Origin of the sequence: Micromonospora sp. NPDC005257 (genome assembly GCF_042872445.1) — a bacterium.
Classification (GTDB): Bacteria; Actinomycetota; Actinomycetes; order Mycobacteriales; family Micromonosporaceae; genus Micromonospora.
Genome location: NZ_JBIAKL010000005.1, coordinates 205416 through 219817 on the forward strand (window position 1 = coordinate 205416; position 14402 = coordinate 219817).

Here is a 14402-nt window from a genome sequence, read left to right on the forward strand (position 1 = left end):
GGCAGAAGTTTCGGCGTGTGCGCCACCGTTCCCTCCGTTCCGGGTGTCCTGCCGTTCCCGGCGTCCCCGGGCGGACGAGACGCGCGACACAGTTGACCTCAACCGGGGGTGAGGGCCGAGGCTGAACGCCATGACCAGCACCGCCGCCGTACCGACTGATCCACCCGTCGACCTGTGGTCGCCGCGCCTGCGGGCGATGACCGTGGGCAGCGTCGCCCTGGTGTCCCTGCTCGCGTTCGAGGCGCTGGCGGTGGGCACCGCCATGCCGACCGTGGCACGCAGCCTCGATGGGCTCGGCCTGTACGCGCTGGCGTTCGGCGGCCCGTTCGCCTCCAGCGTGGTGGCGATGGTCGCCTCCGGCATCTGGTGCGACGCGCGCGGACCACGCCCGGCCATGTGGCACGGGGTCGTCTGGTTCGTCGCCGGGCTGGTCGTGGCCGGTGCCGCGACGACTATGGAAGTGCTGGTCGTCGGGCGGGTGGTGCAGGGCTTCGGCTCCGGACTGGTCTCGGTGGCGCTCTACGTGGTCGTCGGTCAGGCGTACCCGGAGCAGTTGCGGCGGCGGATCTTCGCCGCGTTCGCCGCGGCGTGGGTGGTGCCTTCGCTCGTCGGCCCGGCACTGGCCGGGCTGATCGTGGAACACCTGGGCTGGCGGTGGGTGTTCCTGGCGGTGCCGGCGGTGGCGATCCCGGCTGCGCTGCTGGTCCAGCCGGGGCTGCGGGCGCTGACCGGGACCGTGGCGACCCGCCCACCGGCCGGCGCGCTGGCGCGGCTCGGCTGGGCCTGCGGGGCGGGGGCGAGCGCCGCACTGCTGCACTACGGGGGGCAGCAGCGCGGCGCGCTCGCCGCCGGCCTGATCGCCGCGGCGCTGGCCGGGCTGCTCGCCTGCGTACCGCATCTGTTGCCGGCCGGGTTCCTGCGCGCGGCACGAGGGCTGCCGACGGTGATCGGGCTGCGCGCGCTGGCGTCGGCGGCGTTCGTCGCCGCCGAGGTGGTGATCCCGCTGATGCTGTCCCGGGAGCGCGGTTTCTCGCCCACCGGCGCCGGCCTGGTGCTGACCGTCGGGGCGCTGTCCTGGTCGGTGGGCTCGTGGATCCAGGGCCGGATCAGCTCACCGCGCTCGGCGGCGACGCTGCCCCGGGCCGGGCTGGCCTGCATCACGATCGGTACGGCGGGCGTGGCGTCCGCGCTGCTCCCAGAGCTGCCGGTGCTGCCGGCGGTGCTGAGCTGGTCGGTGGCCGGGCTGGGCATGGGCCTGCTCTATCCGTCGCTGTCGGTGCTCACCCTGGCCCATTCCGCCCCGGCCGAGCAGGGACGCAACAGCTCCGCGTTGCAACTGGGCGACTCGCTCGCCGCCGCAACCGTGCTGGCGCTGACCGGCGCGGTCCTGGCCGCCAATTCGTCCCCCGGCCCGGCCGGCTACGCGACCACGCTGGCCGTGGCCGCCGTTTGCGGCCTGCTCGGCCTGGCCGTGGCCGGCCGAGTGGTTCCCCGCCCCACCCCCTGACCACCCCACCGCCCGCCCCTCCTCGCCGATTGATCAAGGAGGGGCGGGCGGGGCTGAGGCGGGCGGGGTGATCCGGGCCGGGCGGACCGTCGGATGGCGCAGGATCAGGTGAGGGCGATGCCGGGCCGGCGACTGTCACGATCCGGGTCGGCGTTCCGTCCCAGAGTGGAGCCGCGGTGTGGCGGCTGCGCGTTTGTGGAAGGAGTGGCGATGCGGGTGCTGGTGACCGGGGCGACCGGGCGGCTCGGCCGGGTGGCGGTGCCGCGGCTGCGGGACGAGGGCTTCACGCTGCGGGCGGTCAGCCGCCGGCCGCGTACCGGGGACGGGGTCGAGTGGGTGACCGCCGACCTGGCCACCGGCGCCGGACTCGCGGAGGCGGTCGCCGGGATGGATGCGGTGCTGCACCTGGCGTCGTCGCCGCAGCGGCGTACCCACGACGTCGACGTGCTCGGCACCCGCCGTCTGGCCGTGGCCGCCGGGCACGCCGGGGTGCGCCACCTGGTGTTCGTCTCGATCGTCGGCGTCGGCCGGGTGCCGCTCGGCTACTACCGGCACAAGCTGGCGGCCGAGCAGGTGGTGGCCGCCGGACCGGTGCCGTGGAGCGTGCTGCGGGCGACTCAGTTCCCGGAGTTCCTGGCCGGGCTGCTGAGCGGCGCGAGCCGGCTCGGCCCGGTGATCGGGGACCGCGCGGTGCTCGCCCAGCCGGTCGACCCGGTCGACGTGACGGACCGGCTCGCGGTCCTGCTGCTGGCCGGGCCGTCCAACCGGATCGAGGACTTCGGCGGACCGGAGGTGTTGCGCTTCGACGAGGCGGCCCGCGCCTGGCTGGCGGCCCGCCGGGTACGTCGTCCGCTGCTGCCGGTCCGGATCCCCGGCCGTCTCGGGCGGGAACTGCGCGCGGGTGGGCTCACCACGACTGCCACGCCGACCGGCACCCGGACCTGGGCCGACTACCTGGCGGACACGTACGGGGGAACCGGCGGAAGATGAGAAACGGTCGGGTCAGCACCGGCCTACGGTGACCGCATGCTGGTCTTCGTCGCCACAGTGGTCCTCTACGTCTTCGGGTTCGTCTTCCTCTACGGCGTGATCCGGGTCGGCGTCCGGCACGGCATCGAGGACGCCGAGGCGAACCGTCCCGAGGTGCTGCGCCGCCGGCAGCTCACCACCGCCGAGAGCCGGGACTTCGCCCAGGAGAACGCGTTCCTCAGCAATCCCAACTGAAGGGCGAGGGCCGGGGTCCGGCGGGCCGATCCGCAGGGCGGGTGCGAGGATCGCGGCATGATGGGGACGCTGAAGACGGAGCCGGCCCGGACGCGGCTCGACCTGCTGGCCCCGCCGGTCGCCGCGGTTGTGCAGGTGTGGCCGGCCGAGGCCCCGGTGGACGTGGACGACGTGCTGGTCGCCCCGATCGACGCCGACCTGGCCGACACCGCCGCCTTCTGCGAGGCGTACGAGGTGGGGCTGGCGGAGTCGGCAAACTGCGTGGTGGTCGCCGGTAAGCGTGGCGGTGAGACCCGGTACGCGGCCTGCGTCGTGCTCGCCACCACCCGCGCCGACGTGAACGGCGTGGTCCGCAAGCTGCTCGACGTACGCAAGGCGAGCTTCGCGCCGATGGCCGAGGCGGTCGAGTTGAGCGGCATGGAGTACGGCGGGATCACGCCGATCGGCCTGCCGGCGGACTGGCCGATCCTCGTCGACTCCCGGGTGATCGCCACGCCGCACGTGATCATCGGATCGGGCGTACGGCACAGCAAGATCGCCCTGCCCGGGCCGGCGCTCGGCGCGCTGCCCGGGGCGAGGGTGGTGGAGGACCTGGCCAAGCCGGCCTAGGTCCTCATCCGCATCGATCTTGTTCCACGTGAAACATCAGGCTGCCGCTTCGCGCTGCGCCACCTCGCGCAGCGCGGCGAGCAGCGTCTCCGGCTCCTGGGCGCCGGTGACCGCGTACTTCCCGGCCAGCACGAACGTCGGCACGCTGGAGACGCCGAGCTGGTGGGCGGTGCTCAGGTCGGCGGCGACCTCCCGGCGGCCCAGGTTCGACTCCAGGTACTGCCGCGCCTCGCTCTCGTCCAACCCGGCCTCACCGGCCAGCGTGACGAGCGCGTCGGTCGAGCCGACGTCGACGCCGTCGTGGAAGTGCGCCCGGTAGAGCCGCTCGACCATCTCGGCGGAGCGGCCGTGCTCGGTGGCGAACCGCACCAGCCGGTGCGCGTCGAACGTGTTCGCCGCCACGGCGCGGTCGAACCGCAGGTCGAGGCCCGCGCCCGCGGCGACACCAGTGACGTGCGCGGCCATCCCCTCGGCCTTGTCCCGCCCGCCGAACTTGTCGCCGAGCGCCTCCAGCAGCGGCTTCGGCTCGGTGACCGGCGTCGGGTCCAGCTGGAACGGCCGGAACCGGACGTTCACCTCGCCGTCGTACGACTCCAGTGCCTGTTCCAGCCGGCGCTTGCCGATCCAGCACCAGGGGCAGACCACGTCGGCGTAGATCTCGATGTCCATGACCAGCGACAACCCGCCGGTCAGGAGATCTGTTCCCGGACCTGGCGCTTGAGCCGGGCCAGGATGGCGGTGCCGCCGCGTACCCGCAGCGGGCTGATCGCCTGCGCCAGGCCCATCCGCTGGTAGAGGTCGTCCGGTACGGCCAGCACCTCCTCGGCGCTCGCCCCGGCCAGCCCTTCGGCGAGGATGCCGGCGAACGCGCGGGTGGTGGGCGCCTCCGGCGGGCAGTCGAAGACGGTGCTCACGGTCTTGTCCGCGTTCACCTCGGCGCGCAGGAAGAACGCGGTCTGGCACTCGGGGACCTGCTCCAGCTCCTCCCGGCTCACGCCCTCGGGCAGGGGCGGGATCACGTCGGAGAACTCCAGCAGCATCTCCAGGACGACGTCGCGGGGCGCGGCGGCGAACTCGTCGACGATCTCGGCCAGCTTGGTCGGCATCTCGGGCATGGGTCGAGGCTATCCGCCGCCGCGCGTCGCCACGCGACGGTGTCGAGCGGGGCCTGCGACGGTGCCGAGCGGGCCCCGCGTCACGCGAGCGGGGCCCGCCCTCACATGTTCGGTGCCGCCTCGCTGATGTCGCTGAGCGCCGACTGGGGGTCGAGCTGCATGGCGAGGTCACCGAGGGAGACGATGCCGACGAGCTTGCGCTCGTTGTCGCACACGAGCACCCGGCGGATGTTGCGCTCGCGCATCAGCGCCGCCGCCTCGTTCGCCGTGCAGTTCTGCTCGATCATCACCACCTCGCGGGTGATGATCGAACCGATGGTCGTGCTGCCGGGGTCGGCGCGTTCGGCCACCGCCCGAACCACGATGTCGCGGTCGGTCAGCATGCCGGCGAGCGTGGCACCGTCGGTCACCACCACATCGCCGATGTCCGACTCCTTCATCACCCGGGCCGCCTCGTCCAACGGGGTCTCTGCCGGGAGGTAGACCACCTGCCTGGTCATGACGTCACTGACGCGGAACATGAGAGCCTCCGAACGCTTCGGTCGATCCGTTTGCGGTACCCGGTGGCGCGATTGCTACACCCCGTCGCGGTGCGTCGCGCGTACCTCGTCGCGCAATCGCTCCACGATGGCCTCCACCGGCAGTTCGGTGCGCTCACCGGTAGCCCGGTCGCGCAGTTCCACGTACCCCTCGGCGAGGCGACGGCCGACCACGACGGCGCGCGGGATGCCGATCAGCTCGGCGTCGGTGAACTTCACCCCGGCGGACACGTGCGTGCGGTCGTCGACCAGCACGTGCAGGCCGGCGGCGGCGAGCCGCCCGCCGAGGTCGAGCGCCGCGTCGAGCTGCGGCCCCTTCCCGGCGGCGATCAGGTGTACGTCACACGGCGCGACAGCGGCCGGCCAGACCAGCCCTCTGTCGTCGTGGTGTTGTTCGGCCACGGCGGCGACCGCCCGGGACACGCCGATGCCGTAGCAGCCCATCGTCGGCCGGACCGGCTTGCCCTGAGGGCCGAGCACGTCTACCGCGAAGGCGTCGGTGTACCGGCGGCCGAGTTGGAAGATGTGCCCGACCTCGATGCCCCGCCGGATGGTCAGCTCGCCGTCGGCGCAGGCCGGGCAGGGGTCGCCGGGCCGCACCTCGGCCGCCTCGATCGTGCCGTCCGGAACGAAGTCGCGCCCGCACACCACGTCGGTCGCGTGTCGGCCCGGCTCGTTCGCGCCGGTCAGCCAGGCGGTGCCGGACACCACGCGAGGGTCGACCAGGTAGCGGATGCCGTGCTTGGCCAGGATCTGCGGCCCGATGTAGCCGCGGACCAACTCCGGGTGGGCGTCCCAGTCCTCGAAGACCGCCACGGTGGCGGGGGCCAGCACCGCCTCGACCCGCTTGAGGTCCACCTCGCGGTCGCCGGGCAGCCCGATCACCAACAGCTCGGCCTGCTCCGCACCGGGTCGGCGGACCGTGAGGACAACGTTCTTCAACGTGTCGGCGGCGGTCCAGCCGGTGCGCCCGCCCAGTTTGCGGGCCTCGGCCAGCTCGACCAGGGCGGCGATGGTCGGCGTCTCCGGGGTGTCGTGCACCTCGGTGGACGGGTGCGCGTCCGGGTCACCGGCGGCCGGGGCGCGGGTCACCACCGCCTCGGTGTTCGCCGCGTAGTCGCAGGCGGTGCAGCCGACGAACGTGTCCTCGCCGACCGGCGTGGCGGCCAGGAACTCCTCCGAAGCGGAGCCACCCATCGCGCCGGACATCGCGTGGACGGTGGTGAAGTCCAGCCCGAGCCGGGTGAAGACGCGCTCGTAGGCGGCCCGGTGGCGGTCGTACGCCTGCTGGAGCCCGGTCTCGTCCAGGTCGAACGAGTAGGCGTCCTTCATCAGGAACTCGCGCCCGCGCAGCAGACCGGCCCGGGGCCGGGCCTCGTCGCGGAACTTGGTCTGGATCTGGAACAGCGTCACCGGGAAGTCCCGGTACGACGTGAACAGGTCCTTCACCAGCAGCGCGGCCAGTTCCTCGTGGGTCGGCGCGAGCAGGTGCTCGGCGCCCTTGCGGTCGGCGAGCGTGAAGATGTCGTCCCCGTACTCGGTCCACCGCCCGCTGGTCCGGTACGGCTCGGCCGGGAGCAGCGCCGGGAAGTGCACCTCCTGGTCGCCGATGGCGGTCATCTCGTCCCGCACGATCGCGGTGATCCGGTCCAGCACGAGCTTGCCCAGCGGCAGCCACGTGTAGCCGCCCGGCGCGGCCCGGCGGACGTATCCGGCGCGCAGCAGCAGCCGGTGGCTCGGCACCTCCGCGTCGGCCGGGTCCTCGCGCAGGGTCCGGAGCAGCAGGGTCGACATGCGCAGCAGCATTGCCGCAGCTTATGGCGCGAGTGGACGGCCGGGCGACCCCTTTCGGTGTCCGTGTGGACCGCTCGTCGCCAGCTCGGCGAGGTGGCGGTATCGACGCCAACCGGATGCCGCCACCCCGCCGAGGTGGCGCGGACGGGCCAGAAAATGCCGCGAGGATGGGGTAGGAATGCGGCATGGCTGAGCGACCGCTGATGAAGCTGACGACCACGGTGCTGGACGCGCCGTCCGCAGAGGACCTGGCCGCGTTCTACGAGCGGCTGCTCGGCTGGATCCGGCACGAGGAAGAACCCGAGTGGGTCGTGCTCGCCCCGCCGGAGGGCGGCCACTGGCTGGCGTTCCAGGACGAGTCGGCCTACGTGCGGCCGGTGTGGCCGGCCGGTCCCGGTGACCAGCAGATGTCGGTCCACCTGGACATCAAGGTCGACGACCTGGAGGCGGCCGTGGCGTACGCGGTGTCGGTGGGCGCGACGCTGCCGGACTTCCAGCCGCAGGACGACGTCCGGGTGCTCCTCGACCCGGTGGGTCACCCGTTCTGCTTCTATCTCTGATGACCGGTGGCGCCACTCCGTCGGCTCGCGCGACCAGCCAGTACGCGACGACGACCGGCAACCTGACCGCCCGCATGGCGCTGCACTCCCGGACGAGTTGGCGGTTCCGGCCGTGGAGCCGATCCTGGCCTACATCGCCAGCATGATCGGGTCGCTCACCGCAGCGCAGGAGGCGGCGGCGCGGGAGGTGGTGGGCGCCCGCATCGACGCCGAGGGCGCCTTCCGGGTACGCAAGCACACCGTCCTGGTCAGCGCGGTGCGCGGCTCCGGCTGACGCGGATGAAGGACCGCCAGGCATCAGGTGTGAAGGTGAGCACCGGCCCGGTCGGGTCCTTGCTGTCCCGCACCCCGACCACACCGGCAAGGTTGTCCGCCACCTCGACACACTCGCTCTGGCCGCTGCGGGTGGACTTGCGCCAGACCGCGCCGATCAGCTCCACGACTCGACCACTTCCTTCATCAGCTCGATCGACTGCCGGCGGGACAGTGCCTCGCTTCGGACGCTCTCCCATCTGGACAGCAGGATAGCTACGTCCTCATCTTTGTCGATCACTGTTCCGCCGAGTTGGTTCTCCAGGTAGCCGAGCCAACCCCCGTCGGCGCCCCGAGCGAGGGTGAACGGCCCGGTCAGTCCGATATGCAGGCCCACGTCTGCCGGAATGATGTGAATCGCGATGTGCGGGTGGCTGCTCGCCTCAATCAGGTGCGCCACCTGCTGGCTCATCAACCCGCGAAAGCTCTCGTCGGCGCGGCGCAGGACGGTCTCCTCGATCACCGCGACGAACTTAGGTGGATCGGCGACGGCGAGCACTGCCTGCCGGTCGAGTCGGACCGCGAGCCGCCGTTCTGCTTCCTGCTCGGCGAGCATGTCGTCCGTGTCGCGCTCGGCGAGCGTGAGCAATGACATCAACAACCCACCCGTGCCCAGCACCTCGTCGGCGCGGCGCAGGAAGAACCGGTCCAGCGGCCGGTGACCCAGCTCGACCGCCGACACCTGGGAGCCGGAGAAGTGCACCAGTTTCCCGAACTCTTCCTGACTCAGCTCGGCCCGTAAGCGCAGCCGCCGCAGTTGTGTGCGGATCAACTCGGCGGTCGGCTCGTTCTCCACACGCCCTCCCCGGTCGGCCGCCGGTCTCCCGGCCCTTTCCCGGACCAGCCCCGACGACTTCCGAGCGTAGTGGCGTTCTCAGCAGACTGTCACGCATGAACCTTCCGGTACCCCGACTCGGGCCGTACCCCGATCGGCCGCGCCCCTACCCGCCGGGCCAGCCCGCCCACCTGCCAATCCGGCCGCTGTGGCTCTGCCGCGCCTGCGGCGGACCGTGGCCCTGCGCGCAGGCCCGCCTGCTGCTCAAGGCCGAGTACGCGGACCACCCGGTCGACATGGCCGTCTACCTGTCCGGGCTCTACCACGAGGCCACCCACGACCTGTTCCGCCTCAACCCGCAGGACGGGCCGACCCCGCGCGAGCTGTTCGAGAGGTTCGTCGGCTGGGGGCCTTACCGGCGCGGCGCCACCGATACGATGCCGGCGACATGACAGCGCCCGGGGACTTCGAGCTGACGACGGACGAGCTGCGCGAGGTGGCGCGGTACGCGGTCCGGCACGCCGAGGACGTCCTCCCGGTCTACGAGCGGGCGGTTCCCGGCGACGGCCGTCCCCGCGCGGCTGTCGAGGCGGCCTGGACGTTCGTGCGCGGTGCCGCCCGGACGAAACTCCAGCGGGTCGCGTCCCTGGAGGCGCACCGCGCCGCCCGGTCCGCTCCCACCGAGTCCGTGCGTCTGGCCGCCCGGGCCGCCGGTGACGCGGCGGCCGCCGCGTATCTGCACCCGATCGCGAAGGCCACCCAGGTCGGTCACATCCTGCGGGCCGCCGCCAACGCCGCGCGGGTCGCCGAACTGGAGGCCGGTGGCGACGAGACCGTGGGCGAGGCGGTGCTGGACCGGTACCGGCGGCTCGCCACACCCGTGTTGGTCGACGTGCTCCGCCGCTACCCGCCGGTGACCGGCGGCGGCGGCCGGGTCGCCCGGCTCATGAGCACCTTGGACCACGACCTACGCCAGGGCGGCGCCGGATCGGAGGCCGGGCCATGATCCTGCCGACGGTCCGCGATCCCCGGTTCATCACCAGCCGCCGGGGCGGGACGCTCACCGACGAGCACCACCACCTGCTGGCGCTCTGGGCGGCCACCTGCGCCGAGCACGTCCTCGGGCTGTTCGAGGCGGTCCGGCCGGACGATCCGCGTCCGCGCGAGGCGATCGAGCACGCCCGGGCCTGGGTGCGGGGCGAGGTGAAGATGATGCAGGCGCGGACGGCCGGTGGGCACGCCATGGGCGCGGCCCGGGACCTGCGCGGGGCGGCCCGCCACGCCGCGTACGCCGCCGGTCAGGCCGCCGTCGTGGCCCATGTCGCCGCGCACGAACTCGGCGCCGCCGCGTACGCGATAAAGGCGGTACGCGCGGCGGCGCCCGTCGGGCTCGGCGAGGCGGCCGGGCGTGACGAGTGCCGGTGGCAGCGCGACCGGCTCCCGGCGGAGATCCGTGACCTGGTCCTGGACGACCAGCGCCTGCGCAACGACATCTGCTGGTCGGTCTTCGACTGCTGACGCCGGCCGGAGCCGGTCGGGAAAGAGTCACCGGCGGCGGCAACCATGGCGTGGACAGGTGGCGTCTCGGAAGGCGTCACGCTGATGCACCACCTGACCCCAAGGACCGGCTCGTGTGGACCCTCTCCTGAATGAGTTCGACCTTTTCGTCCGAACTCGCACCGCCGCGTTACTGCGATCCGCCTACCTGCTGACCGGCGACCAGTACCTGGCCGAGGATCTCGTCCAGTCCGCGCTCGCCCGTACCCACCGTGCCTGGAACCGGTTGCACGAGACCGGCAACGCGGAGGCGTACACCCGGAAGATCATGTACCACCTCCAGGTCTCCTGGTGGCGGCGCCGCCGGGTGGCCGAGTCGATGCCGGGCGACATGCCCGAGCCGCGCGGAGGCGGCTCGGCCCCCGACCACGCCCAGCAGACCTCGCTCCGGCTGACCCTCCGGGCCGCGCTGGCCCGGCTGTCGGCCAAGCAACGGGCCGTGCTGGTCCTGCGGTTCTTCGAGGACCGCACCGAAGCCGAGGCCGCCGAACTACTCGGCGTGACCGTCGGCACCGTCAAGAGCCAGACGTTCAAGGCGCTGGCGAAGCTGCGCAGCGTGGCCCCGGAGCTCGCCGAGCTGTACGTCACGGAAGGAACCGCCCGATGAACCAGGACCGACTGCGTTTCGACCTGTCCGACCTGGCCGAGGAGGTCACCCCGGTCGACCTGCGGGACCGGGCGCTGCGTACCTCGCGGCGACTCGGCATCCAGCGGGCCGTCGCCACCTCCGCCGCCGCGCTCGTGGTGCTGGCCGCCGCGACCGGAACCGCACTGGCGATCCGGCCGAACAGCCAGGCGCCCGCACCCGCCGGGCCCTCGGTGACCGTCACCGCCCCGCCGGTCGAGCCGTCCCGTACGCCCTCCACCGACCCGTCCCGCACGACGTCGACCGCGCCCGACGGCACCACCGATGGTGGGTCCAGCGCCGCCGCGACGTTCGGGCGGATGGTCTACGGGCCGTCGCTGCTGCCGGACGGCACGTCCTCGACGAGCACCGTCCGTCTCCAGTCCTGGCGACCGGGCGGCGACCCGGTCCGCCTGCTCGGCGTCCCGTACGAGGCAGCGGTGCTCAACGTCGCGGTGTCGCCCGACGGAAAGCGGGTGGCGTGGGCCGACGAAGCCGGTGCGGTCTGGGTGTCGGACCTCGACGGCTCGGGGCGGCGCAAGCTCAGGGACGGCCTCGACAACCTGTGCTGGTCACCCGTCTGGTTGCCGAACTCGCAACAGCTCGTCGTGCGGGTGACCGCCGGCGGCGACACCGGCCTGCTGGACGCCTCCTCCGGGAAGTTCACCAAGGTCACCGGCCTCGACGGCTGTCACGCCGTGTTCGCGGCGAACGGAACGCTGGCGTTCGCCGACGGCTCCGACGGCACGATCGTCCTCACCGACCGGAACGGCAACGGGCGGCGGACGATTCCGGACCTGGGCACCAAGGGCAGCCGGTACGTCGCCTTCGACCTGTCCAGTCTCTCCCCGGACGGCCGGCGGATCGCGCTGTTCCGGATCGACCGCAGCGGCACGTACGGCGACGCGGCGCGGGACCTCGACGTCAACGCCGTGCTCGACACCCGCACCGGCAAGGAGGTGGCGCTGCCGCTGGAGGGGCGTCAACTGCGGCAGGTCTTCTTCCAGCCGGACGGGTCGATGGTGGTCCGGGTCCGCAGTGGTGACGGCTACACGGTGATCCTGGTGGACGCGGCGGGCAAGAAGCTCGCCGAGCGGGCGGAGCCCTCGGCGCTGCGGAACATGCAGATCGTCAACGCGCTCGGCTGAGCGACTCATCGGGGCGGGCCACCGGAAGGTGGCCCGCCCCTCGTCGTTCCAGCGCGGTCGAGGCGGTCGAACTTTTCTCGATCAGGCGGCAACCACGCAGAACGAAATCGACGTCTGGGAGTGCGTCAGAGACGCGCACCACCAACCCCCGAGGACCGAATCGTGAACGTCATCGTCACCACCGCCCGCGGACTGCGTACCGTCGCCGCCCTCGCCGCCGCCGCGTTCGTCGCCGTGGGTGTGAGCGCTTGCGGCGACGGCGGGTCCGAGCCGTCCGCTCCCGCAGCCGGGCAGTCGTCCGCCGTCGCACCGTCGTCCGCCGCACCGAGCCCGTCGGACGCCTCCTCCGCCGCACTGCCCGGCACCCGGTACTACCTGTCGTTCGGCGAGCAGGCCGCGGAGGTGCACGTGGTCAAGGGCGGCATCGACCGGGTGAGCGCCAGCGTCCCCTACGGCGGCGGCGACTGCGTCCGGAACACCATCACCATCTCCCCGTACGGCGAGCGGCTGGCCTGGGTGGAGGGGGGCGCTGGGGCGGAGGCCGGCGCGCTCGTGACCACCCGGATCGACGGCAGCGACCGGGCCACCATCGCGGCGGAGTCGCCCTTCTCCGGCAAGGCGCCCTGCGACGGCGGCGACCCGCTCGTGTGGAACACCGACGACCGGGTGCTGGTGCAGCAGGACGGCCACATGGCGCTCATCGACCTGAGCAGCCGCAAGCCCGCCGACGGCGACGCCGGCAACGAGACCCTGAAATGGTGGACGCCGGACGGCCGCAACTGGGCCGCCGTCTCCGAGGGTCGGCCGTACGCGACGACCGACCCGAAGGTGAGGTTCTACCGCTACACGCCGCCGGCGGTCCAGGCGGCCCGCTACGACGGCTGGCGGGTCCGCAGCGTCTCGGCGGACGGCCGGTACGTGGCCGTCGGCTGGATCAACAAGGACGAGACCCGCAACGACGGGAGCTTCGCGGTGGTCGACACCACCATCAGCAAGACCGTCGAGCTGCCCGGCGAGGGCGCGGTCCGCAGCATCCTGTTCAGCACCGACGGCACGGTGCTGGTCCGGCGCGACAGCGGTATCAGCGTCCTGGACAAGCGTTTCCAGCCGGTCGGGACCGTGACCGAGCCGGCCGGGCTGAGCGGGGCGGCGCTGCTGGCGTACGTGCCTGCCTGACGACGGGCGACGCGGGGCGGGTCACCGAGGGGTGGCCCGCCCCGCGTCGTTTCAGCGCAGGACGGTGATCGCCGCGTCCGCGCTGACCTGCTTCCACGGCACCAGCACCACGGTGCCGTCGCGTTCCAGCACCTTTGCGTCGCTGCCCTCGGTGCCGGCCGAACGCGGCGCCTCGGCCAGCACGTCCACCTTTCCGGTGGCCGGGTCGATCCGGACCAGCCGGGGGGCGAGATCCCGCCGGTCGCCCACCTCCCACGCCAGCACACCCTGATCGTCGAGGCGGATCAGTTCCACCTCGCTGTCGGTGTGCCCGGCCGACACCCAGCGCCGCTTCCCGGTGGCCAGGTCGATCGCCACCACCTGATTGGCCTGGCGCATCCGGTCGCCGACCGGAGAGGCTTCGGTGGGCAGGTAGAGCGTGTCCGCGTCGGCCAGGTACGGCCTGATCTCCGGCCCCTCGACCGTGTTGGAGCGGTTGACCGCGAGGTCGCTGAACCGCGTACCGTCGACGGGGTTGCCGAAGGTGGCCCGCTCCTTGCCGGCGGCGTCGCGCGCGACGAACGTCTCGCCGACCAGGCCGGGCAGGCTGACCAGCGGGTCGGCGCTCAGCACCCCGCCGCTCTGCTGCGCGGCCGGCAGGTCGCGCTTCCAGCGCGGCTTGCCGGTGGCCGGGTCCAGGCCGAGCAACGCTCCCCGGTCGCCGTCGCAGAGCGCGGTGACCACGGCCTGGTCCCCGGTGGCCTGCGCGTCGGCCAGGCGGCAGTCGCGGCCGGGCAGCAGCCGGTCGGCGTCGGCCTGCCACAGCCGCTTGCCGTCGGCCAGCGAGTACCCGAGGACGCTCTGGTCGCTGCGCACGACGACCTGCCCGTTCGTCACCGACAGGTCCGGCGCGGTGACCGTGGACCGGCCCTTGCGGCGTTCGACCGGGAACGTCGCCCGCCACGTCCGGGTGCCGCCGGCCGCGTCGAACCCGACGAGCGTGTCGCAGGACTCGGCGGATCCGAGCGCCACCACACCACGCCCCTCGGCCAGCGTCTGCGCCGCCGCGCACAGCGATGTCGCCTGTGGCGCGGGCACACCCCACGCCTGGGCGCCGTCGCCGAGCCGGTAGGCGATGATCCCGTCCGGCTGGGCCCGGACCACCGCGTCGCCGACCAGCCAGGCGCCGAACATGTCCTGCCCGTCGTACGTCTTCAGCCCGTTGCGCTGCAGTTCCGGGAAGTCGAGCACCCACGCGGTACGCAGCTTCCGCCCGTCGCCGTCACCGCCGCCGACCAGCCGGGACACGCCGTAGGCGGTGCCGCCCGCGACCGCCAGCACGGCCACCAGGCCACCGGCGACGAGCAACGCCAGGCGTCCGCGTTTCCCGGGCGCCGCGGGCGGCGGGGCCACCGGCGGCGGCCAGCCCGCCGGGGGGTACGCGGGGGGCGGCTGCTGCTGGTGCTGATACGTCATCAGTCG

At 73.0% G+C, this 14402-nt stretch carries 19 protein-coding genes; 12 read left to right on the forward strand and 7 right to left on the reverse strand.

All coding sequences use genetic code 11. The annotated features are described in order from the left end of the window. The first annotated feature begins 130 nt into the window (after nucleotides 1–130). The 4 genes from ACFYO8_RS13155 (at nucleotide 131) to ACFYO8_RS13170 (ending at nucleotide 3340) form a co-directional block, all read left to right on the forward strand. Nucleotides 131–1507 (forward strand): MFS transporter, encoded by a 1377-nt coding sequence (locus tag ACFYO8_RS13155; RefSeq protein ID WP_354866414.1) that lies wholly within the window; start codon nucleotides 131–133, stop codon nucleotides 1505–1507. 210 nt (nucleotides 1508–1717) lie between these two features. Next, nucleotides 1718–2497 (forward strand): NAD(P)H-binding protein, encoded by a 780-nt coding sequence (locus tag ACFYO8_RS13160; protein WP_354866412.1) that lies wholly within the window; start codon nucleotides 1718–1720, stop codon nucleotides 2495–2497. Between the two features lie 36 nt (nucleotides 2498–2533). Next, nucleotides 2534–2731 carry a hypothetical protein gene (locus tag ACFYO8_RS13165; RefSeq protein WP_354866410.1) on the forward strand — a complete coding sequence of 66 codons (198 nt, stop codon included), beginning with the start codon at nucleotides 2534–2536 and terminating at the stop codon, nucleotides 2729–2731. A gap of 60 nt (nucleotides 2732–2791) precedes the next feature. Next, a complete protein-coding gene (locus tag ACFYO8_RS13170) occupies nucleotides 2792–3340 on the forward strand; it encodes a YbaK/EbsC family protein (protein WP_354866774.1) in 549 nt (182 codons plus the stop codon). Nucleotides 3341–3376: 36 nt separating this feature from the next. Here the strand turns inward: ACFYO8_RS13170 and ACFYO8_RS13175 are convergent, their stop codons facing one another. From ACFYO8_RS13175 to ACFYO8_RS13190, 4 genes are all read right to left on the reverse strand, one after another. Next, nucleotides 3377–4009: a DsbA family oxidoreductase gene (locus ACFYO8_RS13175; RefSeq protein ID WP_354866408.1), complete on the reverse strand. Its 633-nt coding sequence runs from the start codon at nucleotides 4007–4009 to the stop codon at nucleotides 3377–3379. A gap of 20 nt (nucleotides 4010–4029) precedes the next feature. Then, nucleotides 4030–4455 (reverse strand): SufE family protein, encoded by a 426-nt coding sequence (locus tag ACFYO8_RS13180; RefSeq protein WP_354866406.1) that lies wholly within the window; start codon nucleotides 4453–4455, stop codon nucleotides 4030–4032. A gap of 101 nt (nucleotides 4456–4556) precedes the next feature. Continuing rightward, entirely contained in the window at nucleotides 4557–4976 is a 420-nt protein-coding gene (locus tag ACFYO8_RS13185) for a CBS domain-containing protein (protein WP_354866404.1), read from the reverse strand. A gap of 54 nt (nucleotides 4977–5030) precedes the next feature. Beyond that, the gene (locus ACFYO8_RS13190; protein ID WP_354866402.1) at nucleotides 5031–6800 is read right to left on the reverse strand and encodes a proline--tRNA ligase; all 1770 of its coding nucleotides are present in this window, start codon (nucleotides 6798–6800) and stop codon (nucleotides 5031–5033) included. Nucleotides 6801–6973: 173 nt separating this feature from the next. On the opposite strand from ACFYO8_RS13190, the gene ACFYO8_RS13195 reads away from it, so the two are divergent. Continuing rightward, nucleotides 6974–7348: a VOC family protein gene (locus ACFYO8_RS13195; RefSeq protein WP_354866400.1), complete on the forward strand. Its 375-nt coding sequence runs from the start codon at nucleotides 6974–6976 to the stop codon at nucleotides 7346–7348. Nucleotides 7349–7460: 112 nt separating this feature from the next. Next, complete coding sequence (locus tag ACFYO8_RS13200; protein ID WP_354866398.1) at nucleotides 7461–7622, forward strand: hypothetical protein; 162 nt, start codon at nucleotides 7461–7463, stop codon at nucleotides 7620–7622. Here the strand turns inward: ACFYO8_RS13200 and ACFYO8_RS13205 are convergent. Together ACFYO8_RS13205 and ACFYO8_RS13210 are read right to left on the reverse strand one after the other, a co-directional pair. Next, entirely contained in the window at nucleotides 7597–7788 is a 192-nt protein-coding gene (locus ACFYO8_RS13205; protein ID WP_354866396.1) for a DUF397 domain-containing protein, read from the reverse strand. The genes ACFYO8_RS13200 and ACFYO8_RS13205 overlap by 26 nt on opposite strands. Continuing rightward, the gene (locus ACFYO8_RS13210; RefSeq protein WP_354866394.1) at nucleotides 7779–8456 is read right to left on the reverse strand and encodes a DUF5753 domain-containing protein; all 678 of its coding nucleotides are present in this window, start codon (nucleotides 8454–8456) and stop codon (nucleotides 7779–7781) included. Before ACFYO8_RS13210 ends, ACFYO8_RS13205 begins: the two co-directional genes overlap by 10 nt. Before the next feature lie 95 nt (nucleotides 8457–8551). Between ACFYO8_RS13210 and ACFYO8_RS13215 the strand changes: the two genes are divergently transcribed. The 6 genes from ACFYO8_RS13215 (at nucleotide 8552) to ACFYO8_RS13240 (ending at nucleotide 12941) form a co-directional block, all read left to right on the forward strand. Further along, the gene (locus ACFYO8_RS13215) at nucleotides 8552–8887 is read left to right on the forward strand and encodes a hypothetical protein (protein ID WP_354866392.1); all 336 of its coding nucleotides are present in this window, start codon (nucleotides 8552–8554) and stop codon (nucleotides 8885–8887) included. Further along, nucleotides 8884–9441, forward strand: a complete 558-nt coding sequence (locus tag ACFYO8_RS13220) for a putative immunity protein (protein ID WP_354866390.1) — start codon at nucleotides 8884–8886, stop codon at nucleotides 9439–9441. Before ACFYO8_RS13215 ends, ACFYO8_RS13220 begins: the two co-directional genes overlap by 4 nt. Further along, the gene (locus ACFYO8_RS13225; protein WP_354866388.1) at nucleotides 9438–9953 is read left to right on the forward strand and encodes a putative immunity protein; all 516 of its coding nucleotides are present in this window, start codon (nucleotides 9438–9440) and stop codon (nucleotides 9951–9953) included. The genes ACFYO8_RS13220 and ACFYO8_RS13225 overlap by 4 nt, the downstream gene beginning before the upstream one ends. Nucleotides 9954–10068: 115 nt before the next feature. Continuing rightward, on the forward strand, nucleotides 10069–10599 hold the full coding sequence (locus ACFYO8_RS13230) for a SigE family RNA polymerase sigma factor (RefSeq protein ID WP_354866386.1): 531 nt from the start codon (nucleotides 10069–10071) through the stop codon (nucleotides 10597–10599). Next, nucleotides 10596–11765 (forward strand): hypothetical protein, encoded by a 1170-nt coding sequence (locus ACFYO8_RS13235; protein ID WP_354866384.1) that lies wholly within the window; start codon nucleotides 10596–10598, stop codon nucleotides 11763–11765. Before ACFYO8_RS13230 ends, ACFYO8_RS13235 begins: the two co-directional genes overlap by 4 nt. A 162-nt stretch (nucleotides 11766–11927) precedes the next feature. After that, nucleotides 11928–12941 carry a hypothetical protein gene (locus ACFYO8_RS13240; protein WP_387189507.1) on the forward strand — a complete coding sequence of 338 codons (1014 nt, stop codon included), beginning with the start codon at nucleotides 11928–11930 and terminating at the stop codon, nucleotides 12939–12941. A 51-nt stretch (nucleotides 12942–12992) separates the two neighbouring features. Here ACFYO8_RS13240 and ACFYO8_RS13245 read toward each other — a convergent pair whose 3' ends face one another. Continuing rightward, complete coding sequence (locus ACFYO8_RS13245) at nucleotides 12993–14396, reverse strand: PQQ-like beta-propeller repeat protein (protein ID WP_387189506.1); 1404 nt, start codon at nucleotides 14394–14396, stop codon at nucleotides 12993–12995. Nucleotides 14397–14402: the final 6 nt, after the last annotated feature.